Origin of the sequence: Microbacterium sp. LMI13-1-1.1 (assembly GCF_040815625.1) — a bacterium.
GTDB classification, from domain to species: domain Bacteria; phylum Actinomycetota; class Actinomycetes; order Actinomycetales; family Microbacteriaceae; genus Microbacterium; species Microbacterium forte.
The window spans coordinates 258,573-277,134 of sequence record NZ_JBFPNL010000005.1 but is presented as its reverse complement, the minus strand read 5'-3'; the positions used below and the strand labels follow the sequence as shown (position 1 = coordinate 277,134).

The following is an 18,562-nucleotide window of genomic DNA, read 5'->3' as shown; positions in this document are numbered from 1 at the left end:
CCGTCTCCCCTAGTTATCCACAGGTTCGGTGGTTTCACACACATCCGTCCCGATCTCGAGGCGAGTCATCCACAAGTTATCCACATGTGCAAACTGGCATCGATCGAGCCGGCCGTATGCCTCTCACACGCACAGAAAGGGGGCCGTAGCGTCCCAACGGAAGCCACGACCCCCTTTTCGAGGTGTCCTGAGGTCAGCGCCGACCGAGCTGCGTGGTGATCTCGGTCACCTGGTTGTAGATCGAACGACGCTCTTTCATGAGCTCACTGATCTTCTTGTAGGCGTACATGACCGTGGTGTGATCCCGGTTGCCGAACAGCTGCCCGATCTTCGGCAGTGACAGGCTCGTGCGCTCCCGACACAGGTACATGGCGATCTGACGCGACGTGGCGATCTGCTGCGACCTGCTCGAGCCATAGAGGTCGTCGACGGTCAGCTTGAAGTACTGCGCGGTGGCGGTGATGATGTCGGTCGGCGAGATGATGTTGTCTTCCGCCGTGTCGATGATGTCGCGCAGCACCGTCTGCGCGAGGGAGATGTCGAGAGCCGAGCGGTTCAGGCTGGCGAAGGCCGAGACCCGGATCAACGCGCCCTCGAGTTCGCGGATGTTCGACGACACCACCGTGGCGATGTACTCGAGTACCTCGTCGGGAATATGGAGGGCTTCGCTCTGCGCCTTCTTGCGCAGGATCGCGATCCTGGTCTCGAGGTCGGGAGCCTGGACGTCGGTGATCAGGCCCCACTCGAACCGGCTGCGCATGCGGTCCTCGAAGCCGGTCAGGTGCTTCGGGGCGACGTCGCTCGTGATCACGACCTGCTTGTTGTGGTCGTGGAGCGTGTTGAAGGTGTGGAAGAAGGCTTCCTGCGTCTCGGCGCGACCCTGGAGGAACTGGATGTCATCGATCAGGAGGATGTCGACATCGCGGTAGCGAGCCTGGAAGGCTGCACCTCGGTTGTTCGCGATCGAGTTGATGAAGTCGTTCGTGAACTCCTCACTCGACACGTACCTGACTTTGACGCCGGCATAGAGCGACTGGGCGTAGTCTCCGATCGCGTGCAGCAGGTGGGTCTTGCCCAGGCCCGAGTCACCGTAGATGAAGAGCGGGTTGTATGCCTTGGCCGGCGCCTCGGCGACCGCGACTGCTGCGGCATGAGCGAACCTGTTGGACTGGCCGATGACGAAGTTGTCGAAGGTGTACTTGGGGTTGAGGCGCGACTCGTGGCGCTGCTGCGTCGGCTGCTCCATCGGAGATTCGACGCGCGTCTGCTCCTGGCGGCCGTAATCCGCGACGGCGATGGGCGCCGTCGGCTGCTCGGCGAGTTCGTGGTTGACCACCACTCGGTAGGAGGTGACCTCGTCGCCGATGTGAGAGAGAGCCTCCATGATCGGAAGCCGCAGCCTCTTGTTGATCTGCGCCGCGGTGAGATCGTTGGGAACCTCGAGATAGAGCGTCGCCGCCATCACACCGGCGGGAACCGCGAGGCTGAGGAATCCCTGGAGCTGAGGGGTGACTCGGTCATCCGCTTCGAGGAGCTCCTGCACCGTGGTCCAGATCGGAACGTCGGGCTGGGCAGGTGATGACATGACGCTCCGTGCTGAGGGGCGACGGGCCGTCGGGATGACGCGGCTCGCCTGTGGATAACTTCGGATGCCACGGTAGTCACCACGGCTGTGAACGGCAACCTGCCCTGAGAAATCCGCGCGCGTGTTGCGCATACGTGCACGCGGCAGGTTGTGGATAATAGCTGTGCGGATCCTGTCAGGGTCCGTGCCGAAGCGCGCAGATTTGCTCTGTGGGCCGCCAGGACGTACCCTTAATCGGTTGACTTATGCCTGAATGGCAGATCCCTATGTCTCCGGTCAAAATGATCCCGGTGGCAGCATTCCCGGAGTGATTTCATGAGCAAGCGCACCTTCCAGCCCAACAACCGTCGTCGCGCCAAGAAGCACGGCTTCCGTCTTCGCATGCGCACGCGCGCCGGTCGTTCGATCCTCTCGGCCCGTCGCGCGAAGGGCCGCACCGAGCTCTCCGCGTAAATCGCTGTGCTCGCCCGCCCGTTTCGTGTGACCCGCGGGAGCGACTATCGCCTGGTCGTTCGACGCGGATCCCGTTGTGGCGGAGCCAAAGTCGTCACATCGATGCTGACGACGGGCGAGAGCAGAGCCGCGAGGTTCGGATTCATCATCAGCAAGCAGGTGGGCACCGCTGTGGTGCGCAACACCGTTCGTCGGCGACTCAAAGCCGTGTGTGCGGATGCGCTGTCGCGGGTCCCCGAGGGCACGGATGTCGTCATCCGTGCCCTTCCTGCATCCGCGACAGCCACCTACGCAGAGCTGAGCGCCGATGTGAACCGCTGCCTCGACCGTCTCGGGCAGGGTCGAGCATGACCGCCCTTCCGGCATCTTCGATCGGCAGCGCTCATCTGCAGACCGGGGACGTGCTGCGCAGCATCCCGCTGATTCCGAGGAATCTCGTTCTGGGGTTCCTCACCGGGTATCGCAAGGTGATCTCCCCCATGTACGGAGATGTCTGCGCCTATTACCCATCCTGTTCCGCTTACGCTGTAGGTGCGGTGCAACAGCACGGCGCGGTGAAGGGAGCGATGCTCTCGGCATGGCGCATCCTTCGTTGCAATCCCTGGAGCCACGGCGGCGTCGACGACGTCCGTCCGCACCAACACTTCCGTTATGACCTGACCGCTCGCGGTTTCGTCGTCCCTGCCCGAAAGGATTGATCGGTGGGTCTTGACCTTCTGCTCGCCAGCGCAACACCGTCACCGGAGCCTGCCTCCGGCGGCTTCGATCTGATCGGAACCATTCTCTGGCCCCTCAAGTGGGTCGTCGAGCTCGTCCTCGTCGCCTGGCACTGGCTCCTGACCGCCGTCGGTCTGCCGGCAGCATCCGGTCTGACCTGGGTGCTCTCGATCGTCGGCCTCGTGATCGTGGTGCGCGCTGCCCTGATCCCGCTCTTCGTGAAGCAGATCAAGAGCCAGCGAAAGATGATGGAAATCGCTCCTGAGCTGCGAAAAGTTCAGGAGAAGTACCGGGGCAAGAAGGATCAGCTGTCTCGTGAGGCGATGAGCCGCGAGACCATGGGCCTCTATAAGAAGCACGGCACGACGCCGATGTCGAGCTGTCTGCCGCTCCTCGTGCAGATGCCGATCTTCTTCTCTCTGTTCAGTGTGCTGAGCGATGTCTCGAAGCACCACAATCAGGGCGTCGGCGGCGTGGGCCTGCTGAATGCAGAGCTCACCGAGCAGTTCTACAACGCGGAGCTCTTCGGGGTCGCCTCTCTTCACGAGACGCTCGGCAACGCAGTGGACGCCGGCAACACCACCGCGATCATCATCCTGGTCACGCTCGTCGTGCTCATGATCGCGTCGCAGTTCTTCACGCAGCTGCAGATCATCTCGAAGAACCTGTCGCCCGAGGCCAAGACCGGCCAGGCGTACCAGATGCAGAAGATCATGCTCTACGTGCTGCCGCTCGGCTTCATCTTCTCGGGCATCTTCTTCCCGCTCGGCGTCGTCGTGTACTGGTTCATCTCGAACCTGTGGACCATGGGTCAGCAGTTCCTGGTCATCCGCGAGATGCCGACTCCCGGTTCTGAAGCCGCGAAGGCGCGTGAAGAGCGACTCGCCCGCAAGGGCAAGGCGATCGATTCCTCGGGCAAGGTCGTTCCCATGGCCGCCTATGAAGCAGAGCAGCAGCGGCTGCTCGAAGAGGCGGAGCGAGCCAAGGCGCAGACTCCGAAGCGCCAGCAGCCCGTGGGCAAGAAGCGTGCCAAGAAGAAGGGGAGCGGTTCGTGACCGACAACATGACCGAGACCGTGGAGCCCACGGTCGCCGAGCTCGAGAACGAGGGCGACGTCGCCGCTGACTACCTCGAAGAGCTGCTCGACATCGCTGACATCGACGGCGATCTGAACCTCGATGTCCGCCAAGGCCGCGCCTACGTGTCGGTCGAGGCTGAAGGAGACGGACTGGCTCTGCTGTCTGCTCCCGAAACAGTGCAGGCTCTTCAGGAGCTGACGCGCCTGGCTGTCCAGAACAAGACCGGTTCGTTCTCGCGACTGATCCTCGATGTCGGCGGGTCTCGCGACGCACGCCGTCGCCAGCTCGAGACGCTGGTGAATGCGGCGGCCGCGAAGCTCGATGATGGAGCGACTCAGGCATCGTTGCCCGCGATGTCCAGCTATGAGCGCAAGCTTGTGCACGATATTGCCGCTGATCAGGGACTTGTTTCCGAGTCGTACGGCGAGGGTGCCGACCGCCACACGGTTCTGCGGCGTCGTTGACGTTTCACGTGGAACATCTGATCAGGATGCTGTCGTGAGTGATGTCGATGTCGAGGTCGAGCCCTCCGTCGCGCCCGAGCTCTTCGGAGACCGCATCGAGCTGGCACGCCGGTTCGCAGCAGCCCTGACTGAGCATGGGGAGGAAAGGGGTCTGATCGGCCCCCTCGAGCTTCCGCGTCTGTGGACCAGGCACATTCTGAACAGCGTCATCGCTGCTCCTCTGTTCCACGGATCGGTTGCGGATATCGGCTCCGGTGCGGGACTGCCTGGAATCGTGCTCGCGATCGCCCGCCCTGACGTGGAGTGGACGCTCATCGAACCGATGGAGCGTCGCACCACGTGGCTGAACGAGCAGGTGGCGGAGTTGACCCTGGACAACGTCGAGGTCGTGCGCGCGCGTGCTGAGGACGTACCTCGTCCGGCGGGGTTCGATGTCGTCACCGCGCGCGCGGTCAGCGCGCTCAAGACGCTCATCCCGCTCACCGCTCCTCTTGTTCGTGATGGGGGAGAGCTCCTGCTGCTCAAGGGGATGAACGCCGACAACGAGATCGAAGCGGCGCAGAAGCAGATCAAGAAGTTCCGCCTCTCAGACGTCCGTGTCGAAGTGCTCGGAGAGGGACTCCTCGCTGAAAGCACCCGCGTCGTTCGGGCTCGGGTTCGGTAGACAAAGCCGCGCGCTGCAGCTCCTAAGGGATCTTGGCCAGACGCGCCGGGAATCGTCGGAATACAGGGTCCGCCTTTTCGGACGTGGCACCCACTCCAGTGCTGAGTGGTCCGGCTGAGATGGACGGTTCGGATCTAAGCGCGGGGGCGTTTGACCCCCACGTCCCTGTCGGCGGGCGATAGGTCTACGACAAATCTTGCGGTTCTGACGTTCTCGGTGAAGTCTTCTTTGGTGGCGCCCCTGCCGCGGCATCGTAGCCGAACCCTCGCGGCAACAGAGGTCACACGCCTGGTTCCAGGACGAACGGTGCCCGCGCGTCACCGGCCGGCGCTCGTGCATCGTGACGTCAGCGTCCGCGGGAGGTGGATGCCGAGGAGGTGTAGGAGCCCTCGGAGATCCTGCGCGCCGTGAGTGGCGCTGATCTGGGGCGATGGGGAGTGCACGAGGGACTTCAGCTGGTGTGGAGAGTGTTTCCGATGTTTCACGTGAAACACACACCGGAGTCGTTGCTTTTCGAGCGCGAGCGTGAGCGCAAGCGGGAGCAAGAGCGGGCGCGGGCTGCGCCGGCGACCCCGCTCGTTCAACGTGATCTTCGCCGTGGGACAGTGAAGGTGAGTCATAGTGGCAGCGTGGTTCGGTCACGCGTCGCTAGGTCCGAGAAGTGTTTCACGTGAAACACTCCTTGTTCATGCCGCTGTTTCTTGGTCGTAGGCGTCGCGGTGTACTTCGCGAACTTCACTCGCCGGCCTGCGCGAGCTGGGTCGCAATGGACACAAGTGTTGAGCCGCAGTCGCGGTCGCGTGCGACGCCTGGCCGTTGAGCAGGGGGGAGGTGAGCGAGCGTCACTCCCCGGTCGGTCAGTCCGAGGGTTAGGTAGATCTCCACGGTGTTCACGTGAAACGCATCTGACGAGGTAGCCGTGGTCTGCTCATAGGGCTCGACGCCCGCCGCGAGCGTCACTGCCCGGTCGGACAGCCCGAGGGTTAGGTAGGTCGCCACGGTGTTTCACGTGAAACGCATCTGACAAGGGAGCTGTGGTCTGCTCATAGGGCTCGACGCCGGCCGCGAGTGTCACGCCCCCTGTCCGGCCTGAGCCGGGTCAGCGAAGTCGCCGGGCATTGAGTCTGCGCGGCGAGATCTCATGACGGCGCGCGCATGCGTCATGTAGACGTACCTGGAGAAGATCCTTCTCAGTGGGAGGTGCCTATCCAGCCGGATTGACGCTGGTGACAATGCTCTGTCGACCCGACCGAGCCGGAGGGACCGGACCGATCCCAGTAGCCAGGGCGCGCGGGGTGCTATCCCGTTGTGTCTCTAGCTGCGCTTTCAATAGGGGATCCCTCGAGCATGTTTCACGTGAAACGCACTCTTCTGCCCCTTGGGGGGAGAGATCCTCGTCCGGAGTGACTCGTTCGTCCAGCGTCGGTGGACTCGGCGAAATACCTGAACTTAGTGCCCCAATTCGAGATCTGGTAGTGCCGAGGACACGCCTTCGCGACCTTTCAATCAGCCCGGCTGTCTACTTGCATAGTGGCTGTTCGTGGCCGCAATAACGGTGCTCGTGGCGTGAGGAGTCGAACCACGACAGGTGGGGGTGAGGTGTGACCACATCCAACACGCACGATCTGGGCATGGGGCGGGTGTTTCACGTGAAACGTCATTGTGAGAAGTGTCGTCGACTCCAAGAAAGCGCGATTGCGCCCGCAGCAGTCGGCGCGTACAGGCATGAGTAGGCCGTAGCAGTCGCAGCCGAGAGCCTTCGTCCTTCTTAGCGATGCCGCGGTGCGTTGCGACGGCGTCTCCTCACCAGAGGAACATGGAGGGCCCTTTTGAGCGTGCTTCCGCACACCCAGCGGAACCGCAGGGTCGTGTTGGGAGTGTCACACGTCCGTTGTGTCCTGTGGCGAACGAGCCGTAGGCGCGAGATTGGAGGTCTGGACCTGATTGGGGGGGGGGAGGGGCTGCCCAGAGGATGATCATCAAGGGCGTTCACGTGAAACATCGCGCTCACGTGAAGCAGCTGTCTCACGTGGAACACCGTGGTCGCGTGACTCCCATATACGTGACTCGAGCGGTCCGATCAGATCCTGAGTGCGACTGGGACTATGGGCCGCGGGAGTTCGAGCCCCACAGGAGGCCACCTCTTGGGGTTACGTGAAGTGCAGGCGACCCGTTTTAATCGCGGGATGTGCGATCCCACGACGGTGGGTGGTCGGGCGTTCCGGCCTTGGTGGCTGACCCAAGCGCGGGGAAGTGGGGATACGCGCTGGGTAGGAGGCCGTTCCTACTCCGAAGACTCACTTCACGCGTTTGGGGCCAACACACGCTGTGGCGACAGAGGGTAGGTGAGCGATTTGCGAGGCTCTTCAGGACGGCCGAACTACGGAGAGCTCTCGCGCGTAGACCGTGAGCGGCGCGGCCACATCAGGAGAAGGGGTCTCTGACCCAACTACCCCGATGACCGGAGACCGAGTCAGTGCGACAGTGCCCGAGAGCGCCGGAGTCACCCGGCGCATCGATCGTGGAGGAGCCGAACGGAACGCAGGGTCCGTCGCGACGATAGGGGTCGACGATAGGGGTCACAGTGAATCGCGCGTTCCGTAGAGGCGTAATCCAGCCGATGTGCATCAGCATTGATACGGGCGGGTGGCGCTGACGCGGAGAGCCAATGTTCCACGTGAAACATCGGTATCGTGAGCACATGGTTCGCTTGCTCATCACCGGTATGTCGGGTGTCGGCAAGTCGAGCGTACTCCGCGAGTTGGGGGAGCGGGGCTACCCCGTCGTCGACACGGACTACGGCCACTGGACCACCGAGGCGGGGCTGTGGGACGACGTTCTGATGGGTGCTCTGTTGGGGGAGAGTACCGAAGTGGTCGTGTCCGGCACCGTCGAGAATCAAGGCGACTTCTACGACCGCTTCGATCACGTGGTTCTGTTGTCGGCGCCCATCGCGGTACTTCTCGACAGGGTCCGGCGACGCACCACGAACCCTTACGGCTCGACCGCAGCTGAGCAGGAAGAGATCACGTCAAATCAGGCGTCGGTTGAACCACGGCTCCGTGCGACGGCGACGGTGGAGATCGACGCTACGCAATCCCTCGAATATGTGGTCGATCGGATCGAAGAGCTCTTGCGCGGCGCTGACCGTTCCACGTGAAACACACCGACTTCGTTCACTCGCGAGGATGCACGCGCGAGAACGATGGCAGAGGCCGACAAGGCTCCGCGGCGCCGACAGGGATGACCCAGCCGTGGTCCCATAGCTGTGCGCAGGCTGCCGGCAGCGCAGCGGATGTGCAGTTCAGGAGGTGATTCGGCTGATCTCCACGGGTATGAGCGCGCATCACAACGATGGTGAGGATGAGCCCAACCCGCACATCACGTGCCGCACGGGATGATGCGTTACTGCTGTTCGACCACTTCGCGCGTGAGGCCCACGATACAGAGGGCGAGGGCGAGGGCGAGGACGAGGGCGACGTCGCAGTCGGCGATGCTCCAGCGGATGACGACGCAGCAGTGGTCCCCCGCCGGCGTGTGTGCAGCCCAGGGCGGGAGACGAGACGCCGCACCAAGGCATCACAGACAGAGCGTGATTCATCTGTCGTGTCACCGCCGTGCACACGGTGCGAGCGTGTCGATGACGACGAAAGCGCGGGGACCGCAATCGCGCACATCCACCGGGAGTAAAAGGGCGGGACCAGCTCGTGCTCCGATCCCGCGCACGACGCGGCACCTCTGACCCCGACCCATGCTCCCCCCAGAACCTCGGCGCGCAGCGGGGCGTTTGCGCCGCGAGACTCGCTGCTCCCGGGCGAGTTGACCCGGAGAGACTCCCAAAATCGCCACCGAGACCGCTGCCAGCGCCAGCTCCGACGCAGCAACGTCCGCCGCAGCGATTAGAGTGGAGGACGGCCCCGAAAGGAGTGGATGTTTCACGTGAAACAGCCCGAAAAGGCATCACCGAAGGACTCTTTCGGGATGGATACGCCGCTCGCGCGGGAACTCGCCGACCTCTCCGCTCGACGCCGTGCGCTCGAGACGGTGAACATCGACTTCACCGGAGACACCCGCATCCTCACGGTCTCGAACCAGAAGGGTGGTGTCGGCAAGACCACGAGCGCCGTCAACGTCGCTTCGGCACTGGCGGGTCTCGGCGCCAAGGTCCTGGTGATCGACCTCGACCCACAAGGCAATGCATCGACCGCTCTCGGTGTGCCGCACAACGCCGATACCCCGAGTGTGTACGACGTTCTGATCGACGACGTCCCGCTCGCCGACATCGTGCAGCAGAGCCCGGAAGACAAGAACCTCTTCTGCGCTCCGAGCACCATCCACCTCGCCGGGGCTGAGATCGAGCTCGTGGCTCAGGTCGCGCGTGAGCATCGCCTGCGACGAGCGCTCGACGCTTATCTCGTCGACAGCCCGATGGATTTCGTCATCATCGACTGCCCTCCTTCTCTGGGTCTGCTCACGATCAACGCCTTCACGGCGGCGAGTGAGGTCTTCATCCCGATCCAGTGCGAGTACTACGCACTCGAGGGGCTGAGCCAGCTTCTCGGCAGCATCCAGATGATCCAGAAGCACCTGAATCCTGGGCTTCATCTCTCCACGATCCTGCTGACGATGTTCGACGGCCGTACGCGGCTGGCGCAGCAGGTCGCTGACGAGGTCCGCACACACTTCCCCGATCAGGTGCTCGACACCGTCATCCCGCGCTCGGTGCGGGTGTCGGAGGCACCGAGTTTCGGTCAGACCGTGATCGCCTACGATGGGCAATCCGCCGGCGCCGTCGCGTATCGCGAGGCCGCTGTCGAGATCGCGTCGCGGACGGCGACGCAGAGCAAGGAGAAATGATGGCGAAGCGCACTGGACTGGGTCGGGGCATCGGCGCTCTCATTCCCACAGCAGATCAGTCCGAGCGTCCCGTGGATGTGTTCTTCCCCGGTGCCAACCTGCGTCCGGCGACGGATCAGACCAGCGACCAGCCTGCCGCTGAAGCCGACCTCGAGGTCGTGCCCGGCATCCACCTGATTCAGGTCGACCCGCAGAAGATCGTGCCGAACCCGCGCCAGCCGCGTACGCACTTCAATGCGGAGGATCTCGCGGAGCTCGTGCACAGCGTGCGCGAGTTCGGCGTGCTGCAGCCGGTCGTGGTGCGCAAGAACAGTGACGGCGAGTACGAGCTGATCATGGGGGAGCGGCGCACACGCGCTGCCCGTGAAGCCGGCCTCGAGAAGATCCCCGCCATCGTCCGCGAGACCGCCGACGAAGACCTCCTGCGCGACGCACTGCTCGAGAACCTTCACCGCTCCGAGCTGAACCCACTCGAAGAGGCCTCGGCCTACCAGCAGCTGCTCGAGGACTTCGGCATCACCCAGGAGGAGCTGGCTACTCGGATCGGCCGATCGCGCCCGCAGATCAGCAACACCATCCGCCTGCTCAAGCTGCCCATGCCCGTGCAGCAGCGCGTGGCCGCAGGTGTGCTGACCGCTGGACACGCTCGCGCGATCCTCAGCCTGGAGACGCCGGAGGCGATGCAGCGTCTTGCTGACAAGGTCGTGAACGAAGACCTGTCGGTACGAGCCACGGAGGTCGCCGCGAAGACCGAGCCGGCGAGTCCCGGTCGCACCGCGAAGCCGACCCCCGGCGCTCGCCGAGCCTATCTCGATGAGGTCGCCGGCACCCTCGGGGATCGCCTCAACACCCGGGTCAAGGTCTCGCTGGGTGCACGAAAAGGCCAGGTCATCATCGATTTCGCTTCGATCCAGGACCTGAACCGGATCCTCAGCGAACTCGGCGAATCGGGGTATGGCCCGGCGTGATGCCGCGCCGCAGCCACTGACCGGTCGTAGACTCTCGACATCGCGATGACGAGAGGGATGCCATGTCCAAAGCGCTGAATCCGGAAGGCGTCAGGCGACGCGTCATCGCGGTGAGTATCGCCGCAGCTCTCGGAGGTTTCCTCTTCGGTTTCGACACTGCGGTGATCAACGGCGCCGTCGATGCCCTCGCGGGTGACGTCTCGGGCTTCGACCTCGGGGTCGGGCTCAAGGGCTTCGCCGTCTCGTCGGCTCTGATCGGCTGCGCGGTGGGAGCATGGTTCGCAGGCCCCATCGCGAACAAGCGGGGGCGCATCCCCGTGATGGTCGTCGCCGCAGCGATGTTCTTCATCTCGGCGATCGGATCCGGACTCGCCTTCAGCGTCGTCGACCTGATCATCTGGCGGGTCATCGGAGGCCTTGGCGTCGGTGCGGCATCCGTCATCGCCCCTGCATACATCGCTGAGGTCTCACCTGCCGCGATTCGAGGACGACTGGGGTCTCTGCAGCAGCTCGCCATCGTCACGGGTATCTTCGCTGCGCTGCTGTCCGACGCTCTGCTCGCGAACATCGCAGGGGCAGCGGACCAGCCCCTGTGGGGGCTCACGGCATGGCGCTGGATGTTCATGGTCGCGGCGATCCCCGCGCTGGTCTACGGGCTGGTGTCTCTGCGGCTTCCCGAGTCGCCGAGGTATCTCGTGCGCAAGGGCGATATGACGCGTGCCGCAGAGGTGCTGGAGACCGTCACAGGCGCCGTCGACGTCGACGCGAAGATCAAGGAGATCACCAGCACGATCGACACGGAGCGCAAGGAGTCGCTGCGCGACCTTCGCGGCAGCCGTCTCGGGCTGAAGCCGATCGTCTGGGTCGGCATCCTGCTGTCGGTGTTCCAGCAGTTCGTCGGCATCAACGTCATCTTCTACTACTCGACGACGCTGTGGCAGTCGGTCGGATTCGACGAGTCGAGCGCTCTGCTGACCTCCGTCATCACGTCGGTGACGAACATCGTGGTGACGATCATCGCGATCCTGCTCGTCGACAAGGTGGGGCGCCGCATCATGCTCCTGGTCGGTTCGGTGGGCATGACAGTGACCCTCGGGCTGATGGCCCTGGCCTTCTCGTTCGGCACCCTCGACGCCGAAGGCGCGGCGACGCTTCCCGATCCATGGGCGACAGTGGCCCTGATCTGCGCCAACGGCTTCGTGGTGTTCTTCGGAGCCACCTGGGGTCCGCTCGTGTGGGTTCTTCTGGGCGAGATCTTCCCGAACTCGATCCGTGCCGGTGCCCTTGCGGTCGCTGCGGCCGCGCAGTGGGCGGCCAACTTCTTCATCTCGACGACGTTCCCGATCTTCGCCGACATCGGCCTCACCTTCGCCTACGGCTTCTACGCGTTCTTCGCTCTGCTGTCGTTCTTCTTCGTGTACTTCAAGGTGCCGGAGACCAAGGGCAAAGAGCTCGAGGAGATGACCGACGAGCTGACGGTGGAGCGCCGGGGCACGCGCAAGGCGACGTAGGCTGGAAGCATGACAGAGTCCGTTCCGCGCCGCGCCAGCCTCGAAGTGCTGAGAGCAGAAGCGTCGGACGAACTCGCCGTGCTGATCCAGGAGAGGCTTCTGAGCGGAGAAGACCCCTGGGAGTTCATGGAGGAGCTGCCGAGCGTCGACGAGCTCGTCGTCTACCTGCTGCGCGCCGACAACATCACGGCGAACGACGGCGTGCGCCCGAACGCCGCTCGGCACTACCGTGTGCTTCGCCAGATCGCGCTGGAGTACCCGGAGCTCACCCCGGCGGTCTGGGGCCTTCTCGACGAGAAGCAGCGCCACCGCCGCTGGGATCCCTCGGTCGCCGACGCCTCCTGAGGGCCGCGGAACGATGCCTCGGATGCTTGTCGGCTACGACCCCACCTGGCCGGAGCAGTTCGAGAGGATCGCACGGCAGATCCGCGCTCTCGGGGATGCCGACTGGACGATCGAGCACATCGGTTCGACGGCGATCCCGGGGATGCGTGCGAAGCCCATCATCGATGTGGCCGTCAGGATCAGGGACCTCGATGACTTCGAGATCCACAGCCAGGCTCTGCAGGGCGGTGGCTGGCGGCGGGGCAGCGCCGTGCGCTCTCATCCGGTGATGATCCTCGAAGCCGACGGCATCCGCAGTGCGATCGCGCACTTCTTCGTCGAGGGGGAGTGGGATGCCGTGCATCAGCGGCTGCTCAGGGACTGGCTGCGGTCGCATCCCGACGATGCCGACCGCTACTCCCACGCCAAGTGCGACGCGGTGGCTGCCGCCGCACGCGGTGCGTCGACCTACAACGCCGCGAAGACTCCCGTGATCCAGGAGATCGTCGACCGAGCGCGCGCAGCCCGAGGACTGCCGTCGGTGCCGGTCTACGACAAATAGGGGGCACGAAGAAAGGGCCGCCACTCCCGGAGGAGTGACGGCCCGTGTCTACGCGGGATCAGCCGATGAACGCGGCGAGATCCTGCTCGAGGGCCGGCTTCGGCTTGGCGCCGATGATGGTCGTCTTGACCTCACCGCCCTGGAACACCTTCATCGCGGGGATCGAGGTGATCTGGTACTTCATCGCCAGCTGCGGGTTCTCGTCCACGTTCAGCTTGAGGATGGTGATCTTGTCGGGGTTGTCGGCCTGGATCTGGTCCAGCACCGGCGCGACCATGCGACAGGGTCCGCACCACTCGGCCCAGAAGTCCACGAGGACGGGACCTTCGGCCTGCAGAACGTCCTGCTCCCAGGTCGCCTGGCTCGTAGCCTTTGCACTCATCAGAGTTCTCCTTGTTCGAGGTTCGCCTGCTACAACAGCAGACGAGGTGAAACTGTTCCCTGCCGCTCAGGCGGTGATGATCTCCGCGGCCTCCGCAGCCGGGAACTCGACCGAGGCGTCTTCAAGATCGGCCAGGAAGTGCTCGGCGTCGAGGGCCGCGACCGTTCCCGAGCCCGCGGCCGTGATGGCCTGGCGGTAGGTGGGGTCGATGACGTCACCGGCGGCGAAGACACCGGGAACCGACGTGACCGACGAGCGGCCGTCGACCCAGATGGTGCCCTCTGCGGTCAGCTCGAGCTTGTCGTGCACGAGGTGCGTGCGCGGGTCGTTGCCGATCGCGATGAACAGACCGTCGAGGGCGAGATCGCTGAGCGTGCCGTCGACCGTGTTACGCAGCTGCACACCCGAGACGGAGTCGCCACCGAGGATCTCGGCGACCTCGCTGTTCCACACGAACTCGATCTTCTCGTTCGCGAACGCGCGCTCCTGCATGATCTTCGACGCACGCAGGGAGTCCTTGCGGTGGATGACGTAGACCTTCTCGGCGAAGCGGGTGAGGAACGTGGCCTCTTCCATCGCCGAGTCGCCGCCGCCGACGACAGCGATCGTCTTCTCGCGGAAGAAGAAGCCGTCGCACGTGGCGCACCACGAGACGCCGTAGCCCGAGAGACGCTCTTCGCCCTCGATGCCGAGCTTGCGGTAGGCCGAGCCGGTCGCGTAGATCAGCGCCTGGGCCTCGTGCACGGTGCCACTGCCCAGCGTGACCTTCTTGACGGGGCCGGCAAGGTCGAGCTCGGTGACGTCGTCGTAGACGACCTCGGTGCCGAACTTCTCAGCCTGCTCCTGGAACTTGGCCATGAGCTCGGGTCCCTGGATCCCCTCGGGGAAGCCGGGGTAGTTCTCGACCTCGGTGGTGTTCATCAGCTCTCCGCCGACCTCGACCGTGCTCGCGATGAGCAGCGGCTTGAGGTTCGCGCGCGCCGCGTAGATGGCGGCGGTGAATCCGGCGGGACCCGAACCGATGATGATGACCTGACGCATGTGCTCTCCGTCGTAGATGCTGAGACGCCGAAAGACGTTCGACTGCTTCAACCAATGGTAGCCGCGCGACATTCCCGCGCGAGGAGCGGTCAGCGACCTGGCAGGAACCGCCGCAGCATGGAGCCCGCGACCTTGAGCTCGGGGGCACGCAGCAGGGCCAGGATGCCGATGTAGACGCCCACGACGGCGATGCCGATGATGCAGGTGCCGAGGGCACCCTGGATCTTGTCGGCGGTGGTCCAGCCGGTCGGGCCGCCGAGGAGGAGGAAGACCCCCCATCCCGCGACTCCGGCAGGAACGGCGGCGATCGCGAAACGGAGGATGGCGCTCATCCAGGTGCGGATCTCGAGTCCGCCGATCTTGCGATGCAGCAGCCAGACGGCGACCACTGTCTGGATCGTGCTCGCGATCGACTGCCCCAGCGCGATCGCGGCGGCGAGTGAGGTGACCTCGAAGACGCCGGCGGCGAGCAGCGACTGGGCGACGAGCGCGCTGACGACGACCAGCGCGCACTGGAAGAGCGTGAACCAGAAGGGCGTGCGGGTGTCACCGTAGGCGTAGAACGTTCGCTGGACGATGAACAGGATCGTCAAGGGCACCAGACACACCAGGAAGCAGACGAGCACGAGAGCTGCTGCTTCGGCATCCGGCGCCTCGTTCGTGAACACGCGCGACGCAGGCACAGCCGCGGCGACGACGGCCGCGACCGCGACCGCGATGAAGAACAGCAGGGTGCGGATGCTCTGAGCGATGTCCTTGCGGACCTCAGCGTCTCTGCCTGCTGCGGCATGCTCGCTGATCTGCGTGAAGTAGGGCGTCCCGATGGACAACACGATGATCGAATACGGCAGCATGAAGATGAGCCACGCGTACTGGAACGTGGCGACGGAAGCGCCCTTGCCGGCCGCCTCGATGAGGATCTGAGTCTGAATCAGACCAGCGATAAGGCTGGCGAGGGCCATCAGGAATGTCCACCCGGCGAGCTTGCCGACGGTGCCCAGCCCGACACCGCGCCAGCGGAAATCGGGTCGTAGCGCGAGACCCGTGCGGCGCCAGAAGATCAGCAGGATCGCTGCCTGGATCAGGATGCCGAGCGTCGCCGTTCCGCCGAGCGCGGCGATCATCTCGGGTGTCCAGTCGGAGATGCGGGTGAGCGGACCGCCGAACAGAGCACCGATGATCAGGAAGCCCACGATCGACACGATGTTGTTGACGACCGGCGCCCAGGTGAAGGGGCCGAAGATCCGACGGGCATTGAGCGCCTCGCCGAGAAGCGCGTAGAGACCGTAGAACAGGATCTGCGGCATGCACCAGTAGGCGAACGCCGTCGCGAGCGCGAGGAACTCCGACGACGCGTCCTTGCCGGCGTAGAGCCCCACCAGCCAGGGAGATGCGACTGTCGCAGCCCCCGTGATCACGACCAGCACAACTGTGCCGAGCGTGAACAGCTTGGAGATGAACGCGTTGCCGCCGTCGGCATCCGCTGCCGCCTTGACGATCTGGGGGATGATCACCGCGGTCAGCACACCCACCGAGATCAACGAGAAGACGTTGTTGGGCAGCTGATTCGCGATGGCGAACGCGTCTGCCGCGCCCGCGCTCACCGAGCCGATCACGCCCACGAGGACGATGGTGCGCAGGAGACCGGTGACGCGCGAGATGAGCGTGCCCGCCCCGATAAGTGCGCTGGCGCGCCCGAGACTACTCATTCATCTCCTCGACGGCATCGGACTCGGATGTCGTCTCCTGTTCGTTCTCAGCGACGGCCTCGCGGCGCCGACGTCGGACGGTGCGGATGATGCCGAGACCGAGAAGCAGCACGATGAGGCCGCCGAAGACTCCGAGACCGATCGCCTCCCATTCGGCCCGCACCGAGACGCGGACGCTCTCCGGCTGACTGATGGGCACGCCGGTGGGGCTCGAGAGCGACAGCGTCAGGGTGACCTCGCCGCTGCCGACACGGGCCGATACGGGGACCTTGACCCTCGTGGTGGTTCCGGGCTGGATCGTCCAGGGCGTCACCGACTGCACGTCGAGACGCGGGTCGCTCGGCGTGACGCTGAGCTGGATGTTCACCGGCCACGGCAGATCGTTGCGCACCGAGAACGGCAGGTCGGCGTTGGCGGAGAGCAGCTGGATGGTGCTTGCCGGAGGGATGTCGACGGCGTTCAGGGTCTCTGTCGTCGCGATGTTCACGTCGGAGACGGCGTCGTCGAATCCCTTCTCCGTGAGGCCGACCGCAGTAGCCCGCATGATCTGGATGCGCTTGGGGCTCAGCAGCAGCTGACTGTCGTCGAGGATCGTGGCGAAATCGCCGAGCACGATCTCGCTCTCGAGCATCCGCTGCAGAGCCGTAGCACGAGCCTGATCGGGATCGGTCGAGAGCGTCGCCGGAGTCTCCGGGACTGCCAGCACCTCGGCGAGACCGAATCCGAGGGAGTCGACCGACGCGACGGCCTCTCTGAGCGCCTCGGCCGTGCGCGTCTCGTCACGGTCGAGTCCGATCAGGAGCGGTGCGGTCGGGTTCGACTGGCCCGTCAGGGAGATGTGGGCGCTCGCCTCGGCGAGCCACTGCTGACGCGCGGCGGTGTCGTCTTCCCCTGCGGCCTGCGACAGGGCATCGGATGCTGCAGCCGAGGTGACCAGCACGCTGCGCCCATCCACACCGGCGTGCGCACCGACGGCGCCCTCGATGGCCGACGACGACAGGACCGTGACCGCGCCGTCGCTCATATACGTCGAGAAGACGTCGAGGTCGGCGGCGGACACATCGCTGCGCGGCCACAGGATTCCCGGGGTCGTGCCCTCGATGGCGGTGAGTCCGGCATCATCGGGCAGCACAGAGCCATCGGTGGGTGGCGACGTCGGTTCGTCACTCGGTGTCGGCGCCGGCGTCGGCGCAGTGCCTTCTGACGGCGCGGCGCCCTCTGTCGGTACCGAGGCCGGAGTCGGCTCAGCAGTCGCGGTGGGGGTGGGGGTGGGAGTCTCGTCTGCGGGCTCGGTGAAGTTGCTCGGGTTGAGGAACGGCGCGAGCGTCGTGGGCTGCAGGAGCGTGGGAAGGCCCGCCTGCGCCTGCGTCGTGGCGTCGGCATCGGCGAACTGCAGAGCGAAGCGCTCGTTGGGCAATGCGTCGAGAAGGCGCAGCCACTCGCGGGCGCTCTGCGGCGCGGAGGAGCCGAGCACCCGGATGGCGGCTGGAATCGCCGGGTCGATCGCCAGGATCGCCGAGGTTCCGCGAACTCCTTCGACGGCCGCGGTGAGTGCGCCGTCGGGGGCGGTGAGGGCACTGAGTTCGTCTGCGGTCAGGAGGGCACCGTTGTCGGGCGTGGCCGTGATCGGCACCATCACAGCGATGGGAGGGTTCGCGGCGGCGGTCACGACGAGCACCGTTGTCGACGTCACCGATCGCGCATCGTCCTGAGCATCGGTCTGTGCTCCGCTGAGGGTCGCTCGCAACGGGTAGACGCCGGGGGCGAGGTCGCCCAGCACCTCGGGCGGCAGGAAGAGGCTCGAGGTCACGGATCCCTCGGCGTCAACGGGCGCAGTCGTCTCAGAGCCGAGCTGTTCGAAGCCGCCCGTGGCGTCTGCCTCGTCGAGCCATGTCGAGACGGCGGCCTCGTCGGTGAGGGGGGTGCGGTTGAGCTCCACGGTGACGCGACCGGACGAGAGCTCGGTCCGGGAGTCGTTCTGCACGGTGATCGAGGCCGTCGTCGCGGCCCCAGGAGCGACCGTGCCGCGGACACCGGCAGAGACGAGCAGATCGATCGACGAGCCCTCGGACTCGGCATCGGTGGCGGCGAACGCGCTGCCGGCCCCCGCGCCGGTCAGGCCGAGAACGATCGCCGAGATGACGGATCCGCGTGCCAGGCGGTGCAGGCGCGTGCGGAGGCCGTTCTCGGGGGTGGTCGCGGTCATGAAGGTCTTCCTCGAACGCCGGGGATCCCAGGCTGCTCGT

16 protein-coding genes and 1 pseudogene are annotated in these 18,562 nt (G+C 65.0%); 12 read left to right on the top strand and 5 right to left on the bottom strand.

What is annotated here, in order from left to right; genetic code table 11:
• Positions 1 to 193: 193 nt before the first annotated feature.
• A pseudogene (dnaA, locus tag MRBLMI13_RS08205) lies at positions 194 to 1,522 on the bottom strand (chromosomal replication initiator protein DnaA); the annotation flags it as partial.
• A 378-nt stretch (positions 1,523 to 1,900) separates the two neighbouring features.
• Here dnaA and rpmH point away from each other — a divergent pair.
• The 12 genes from rpmH to MRBLMI13_RS08145 all read left to right on the top strand — a co-directional run bounded on the left by rpmH (position 1,901) and on the right by MRBLMI13_RS08145 (position 13,184).
• Entirely contained in the window at positions 1,901 to 2,038 is a 138-nt protein-coding gene (gene rpmH / locus MRBLMI13_RS08200; RefSeq protein ID WP_042541555.1) for a 50S ribosomal protein L34, read from the top strand.
• 6 nt (positions 2,039 to 2,044) lie between these two features.
• Complete coding sequence (gene rnpA / locus MRBLMI13_RS08195; protein WP_079113846.1) at positions 2,045 to 2,389, top strand: ribonuclease P protein component; 345 nt, start codon at positions 2,045 to 2,047, stop codon at positions 2,387 to 2,389.
• On the top strand, positions 2,386 to 2,736 hold the full coding sequence (gene yidD, locus MRBLMI13_RS08190) for a membrane protein insertion efficiency factor YidD (RefSeq protein ID WP_042541553.1): 351 nt from the start codon (positions 2,386 to 2,388) through the stop codon (positions 2,734 to 2,736). Before rnpA ends, yidD begins: the two co-directional genes overlap by 4 nt.
• Positions 2,737 to 2,739: 3 nt before the next feature.
• Positions 2,740 to 3,810 (top strand): membrane protein insertase YidC, encoded by a 1,071-nt coding sequence (yidC, locus tag MRBLMI13_RS08185; protein WP_042541552.1) that lies wholly within the window; start codon positions 2,740 to 2,742, stop codon positions 3,808 to 3,810.
• 8 nt (positions 3,811 to 3,818) lie between these two features.
• Positions 3,819 to 4,298, top strand: coding sequence for a protein jag (locus MRBLMI13_RS08180; RefSeq protein WP_367823084.1), 480 nt, complete (start codon positions 3,819 to 3,821; stop codon positions 4,296 to 4,298).
• A gap of 34 nt (positions 4,299 to 4,332) precedes the next feature.
• Complete coding sequence (gene rsmG, locus MRBLMI13_RS08175; RefSeq protein WP_367821725.1) at positions 4,333 to 4,962, top strand: 16S rRNA (guanine(527)-N(7))-methyltransferase RsmG; 630 nt, start codon at positions 4,333 to 4,335, stop codon at positions 4,960 to 4,962.
• 2,701 nt (positions 4,963 to 7,663) lie between these two features.
• Positions 7,664 to 8,122, top strand: a complete 459-nt coding sequence (locus MRBLMI13_RS08170) for an AAA family ATPase (RefSeq protein ID WP_367821723.1) — start codon at positions 7,664 to 7,666, stop codon at positions 8,120 to 8,122.
• A gap of 821 nt (positions 8,123 to 8,943) precedes the next feature.
• Positions 8,944 to 9,819, top strand: coding sequence for a ParA family protein (locus MRBLMI13_RS08165; RefSeq protein WP_157550015.1), 876 nt, complete (start codon positions 8,944 to 8,946; stop codon positions 9,817 to 9,819).
• Entirely contained in the window at positions 9,819 to 10,787 is a 969-nt protein-coding gene (locus tag MRBLMI13_RS08160; protein WP_079113844.1) for a ParB/RepB/Spo0J family partition protein, read from the top strand. Before MRBLMI13_RS08165 ends, MRBLMI13_RS08160 begins: the two co-directional genes overlap by 1 nt.
• A 62-nt stretch (positions 10,788 to 10,849) precedes the next feature.
• Positions 10,850 to 12,298 (top strand): sugar porter family MFS transporter, encoded by a 1,449-nt coding sequence (locus MRBLMI13_RS08155; RefSeq protein WP_042541546.1) that lies wholly within the window; start codon positions 10,850 to 10,852, stop codon positions 12,296 to 12,298.
• Between the two features lie 9 nt (positions 12,299 to 12,307).
• Positions 12,308 to 12,643 (top strand): hypothetical protein, encoded by a 336-nt coding sequence (locus MRBLMI13_RS08150; RefSeq protein ID WP_042541545.1) that lies wholly within the window; start codon positions 12,308 to 12,310, stop codon positions 12,641 to 12,643.
• A gap of 22 nt (positions 12,644 to 12,665) precedes the next feature.
• Entirely contained in the window at positions 12,666 to 13,184 is a 519-nt protein-coding gene (locus MRBLMI13_RS08145; RefSeq protein ID WP_309692428.1) for a GrpB family protein, read from the top strand.
• A gap of 58 nt (positions 13,185 to 13,242) precedes the next feature.
• Here MRBLMI13_RS08145 and trxA read toward each other — a convergent pair whose 3' ends face one another.
• The 4 genes from trxA to MRBLMI13_RS08125 form a co-directional block, all read right to left on the bottom strand.
• Positions 13,243 to 13,566, bottom strand: a complete 324-nt coding sequence (gene trxA / locus MRBLMI13_RS08140) for a thioredoxin (protein ID WP_042541543.1) — start codon at positions 13,564 to 13,566, stop codon at positions 13,243 to 13,245.
• 66 nt (positions 13,567 to 13,632) lie between these two features.
• The gene (gene trxB, locus MRBLMI13_RS08135) at positions 13,633 to 14,607 is read right to left on the bottom strand and encodes a thioredoxin-disulfide reductase (protein ID WP_042541570.1); all 975 of its coding nucleotides are present in this window, start codon (positions 14,605 to 14,607) and stop codon (positions 13,633 to 13,635) included.
• A gap of 89 nt (positions 14,608 to 14,696) precedes the next feature.
• Positions 14,697 to 16,316 (bottom strand): murein biosynthesis integral membrane protein MurJ, encoded by a 1,620-nt coding sequence (gene murJ, locus MRBLMI13_RS08130; RefSeq protein ID WP_367821718.1) that lies wholly within the window; start codon positions 16,314 to 16,316, stop codon positions 14,697 to 14,699.
• Complete coding sequence (locus MRBLMI13_RS08125; protein ID WP_367821716.1) at positions 16,309 to 18,522, bottom strand: DUF6049 family protein; 2,214 nt, start codon at positions 18,520 to 18,522, stop codon at positions 16,309 to 16,311. The genes murJ and MRBLMI13_RS08125 overlap by 8 nt, the downstream gene beginning before the upstream one ends.
• Between the last annotated feature and the right edge of the window lie 40 nt (positions 18,523 to 18,562).

What these genes read in the sequence shown, in the direction of transcription:
- rpmH (WP_042541555.1), top strand. Translation starts at nt 1,901, where the DNA reads ATGAGCAAGCGCACCTTCCAGCCCAACAACCGTCGTCGCGCCAAGAAG.
- MRBLMI13_RS08145 (WP_309692428.1), top strand. Translation starts at nt 12,666, where the DNA reads ATGCTTGTCGGCTACGACCCCACCTGGCCGGAGCAGTTCGAGAGGATC.
- murJ (WP_367821718.1), bottom strand. Translation starts at nt 16,316, where the DNA reads ATGAGTAGTCTCGGGCGCGCCAGCGCACTTATCGGGGCGGGCACGCTC.
- MRBLMI13_RS08180 (WP_367823084.1), top strand. Translation starts at nt 3,819, where the DNA reads ATGACCGAGACCGTGGAGCCCACGGTCGCCGAGCTCGAGAACGAGGGC.
- MRBLMI13_RS08155 (WP_042541546.1), top strand. Translation starts at nt 10,850, where the DNA reads ATGTCCAAAGCGCTGAATCCGGAAGGCGTCAGGCGACGCGTCATCGCG.
- trxA (WP_042541543.1), bottom strand. Translation starts at nt 13,566, where the DNA reads ATGAGTGCAAAGGCTACGAGCCAGGCGACCTGGGAGCAGGACGTTCTG.
- trxB (WP_042541570.1), bottom strand. Translation starts at nt 14,607, where the DNA reads ATGCGTCAGGTCATCATCATCGGTTCGGGTCCCGCCGGATTCACCGCC.
- MRBLMI13_RS08165 (WP_157550015.1), top strand. Translation starts at nt 8,944, where the DNA reads ATGGATACGCCGCTCGCGCGGGAACTCGCCGACCTCTCCGCTCGACGC.
- MRBLMI13_RS08125 (WP_367821716.1), bottom strand. Translation starts at nt 18,522, where the DNA reads ATGACCGCGACCACCCCCGAGAACGGCCTCCGCACGCGCCTGCACCGC.
- MRBLMI13_RS08170 (WP_367821723.1), top strand. Translation starts at nt 7,664, where the DNA reads ATGGTTCGCTTGCTCATCACCGGTATGTCGGGTGTCGGCAAGTCGAGC.
- MRBLMI13_RS08150 (WP_042541545.1), top strand. Translation starts at nt 12,308, where the DNA reads ATGACAGAGTCCGTTCCGCGCCGCGCCAGCCTCGAAGTGCTGAGAGCA.
- yidD (WP_042541553.1), top strand. Translation starts at nt 2,386, where the DNA reads ATGACCGCCCTTCCGGCATCTTCGATCGGCAGCGCTCATCTGCAGACC.
- MRBLMI13_RS08160 (WP_079113844.1), top strand. Translation starts at nt 9,819, where the DNA reads ATGGCGAAGCGCACTGGACTGGGTCGGGGCATCGGCGCTCTCATTCCC.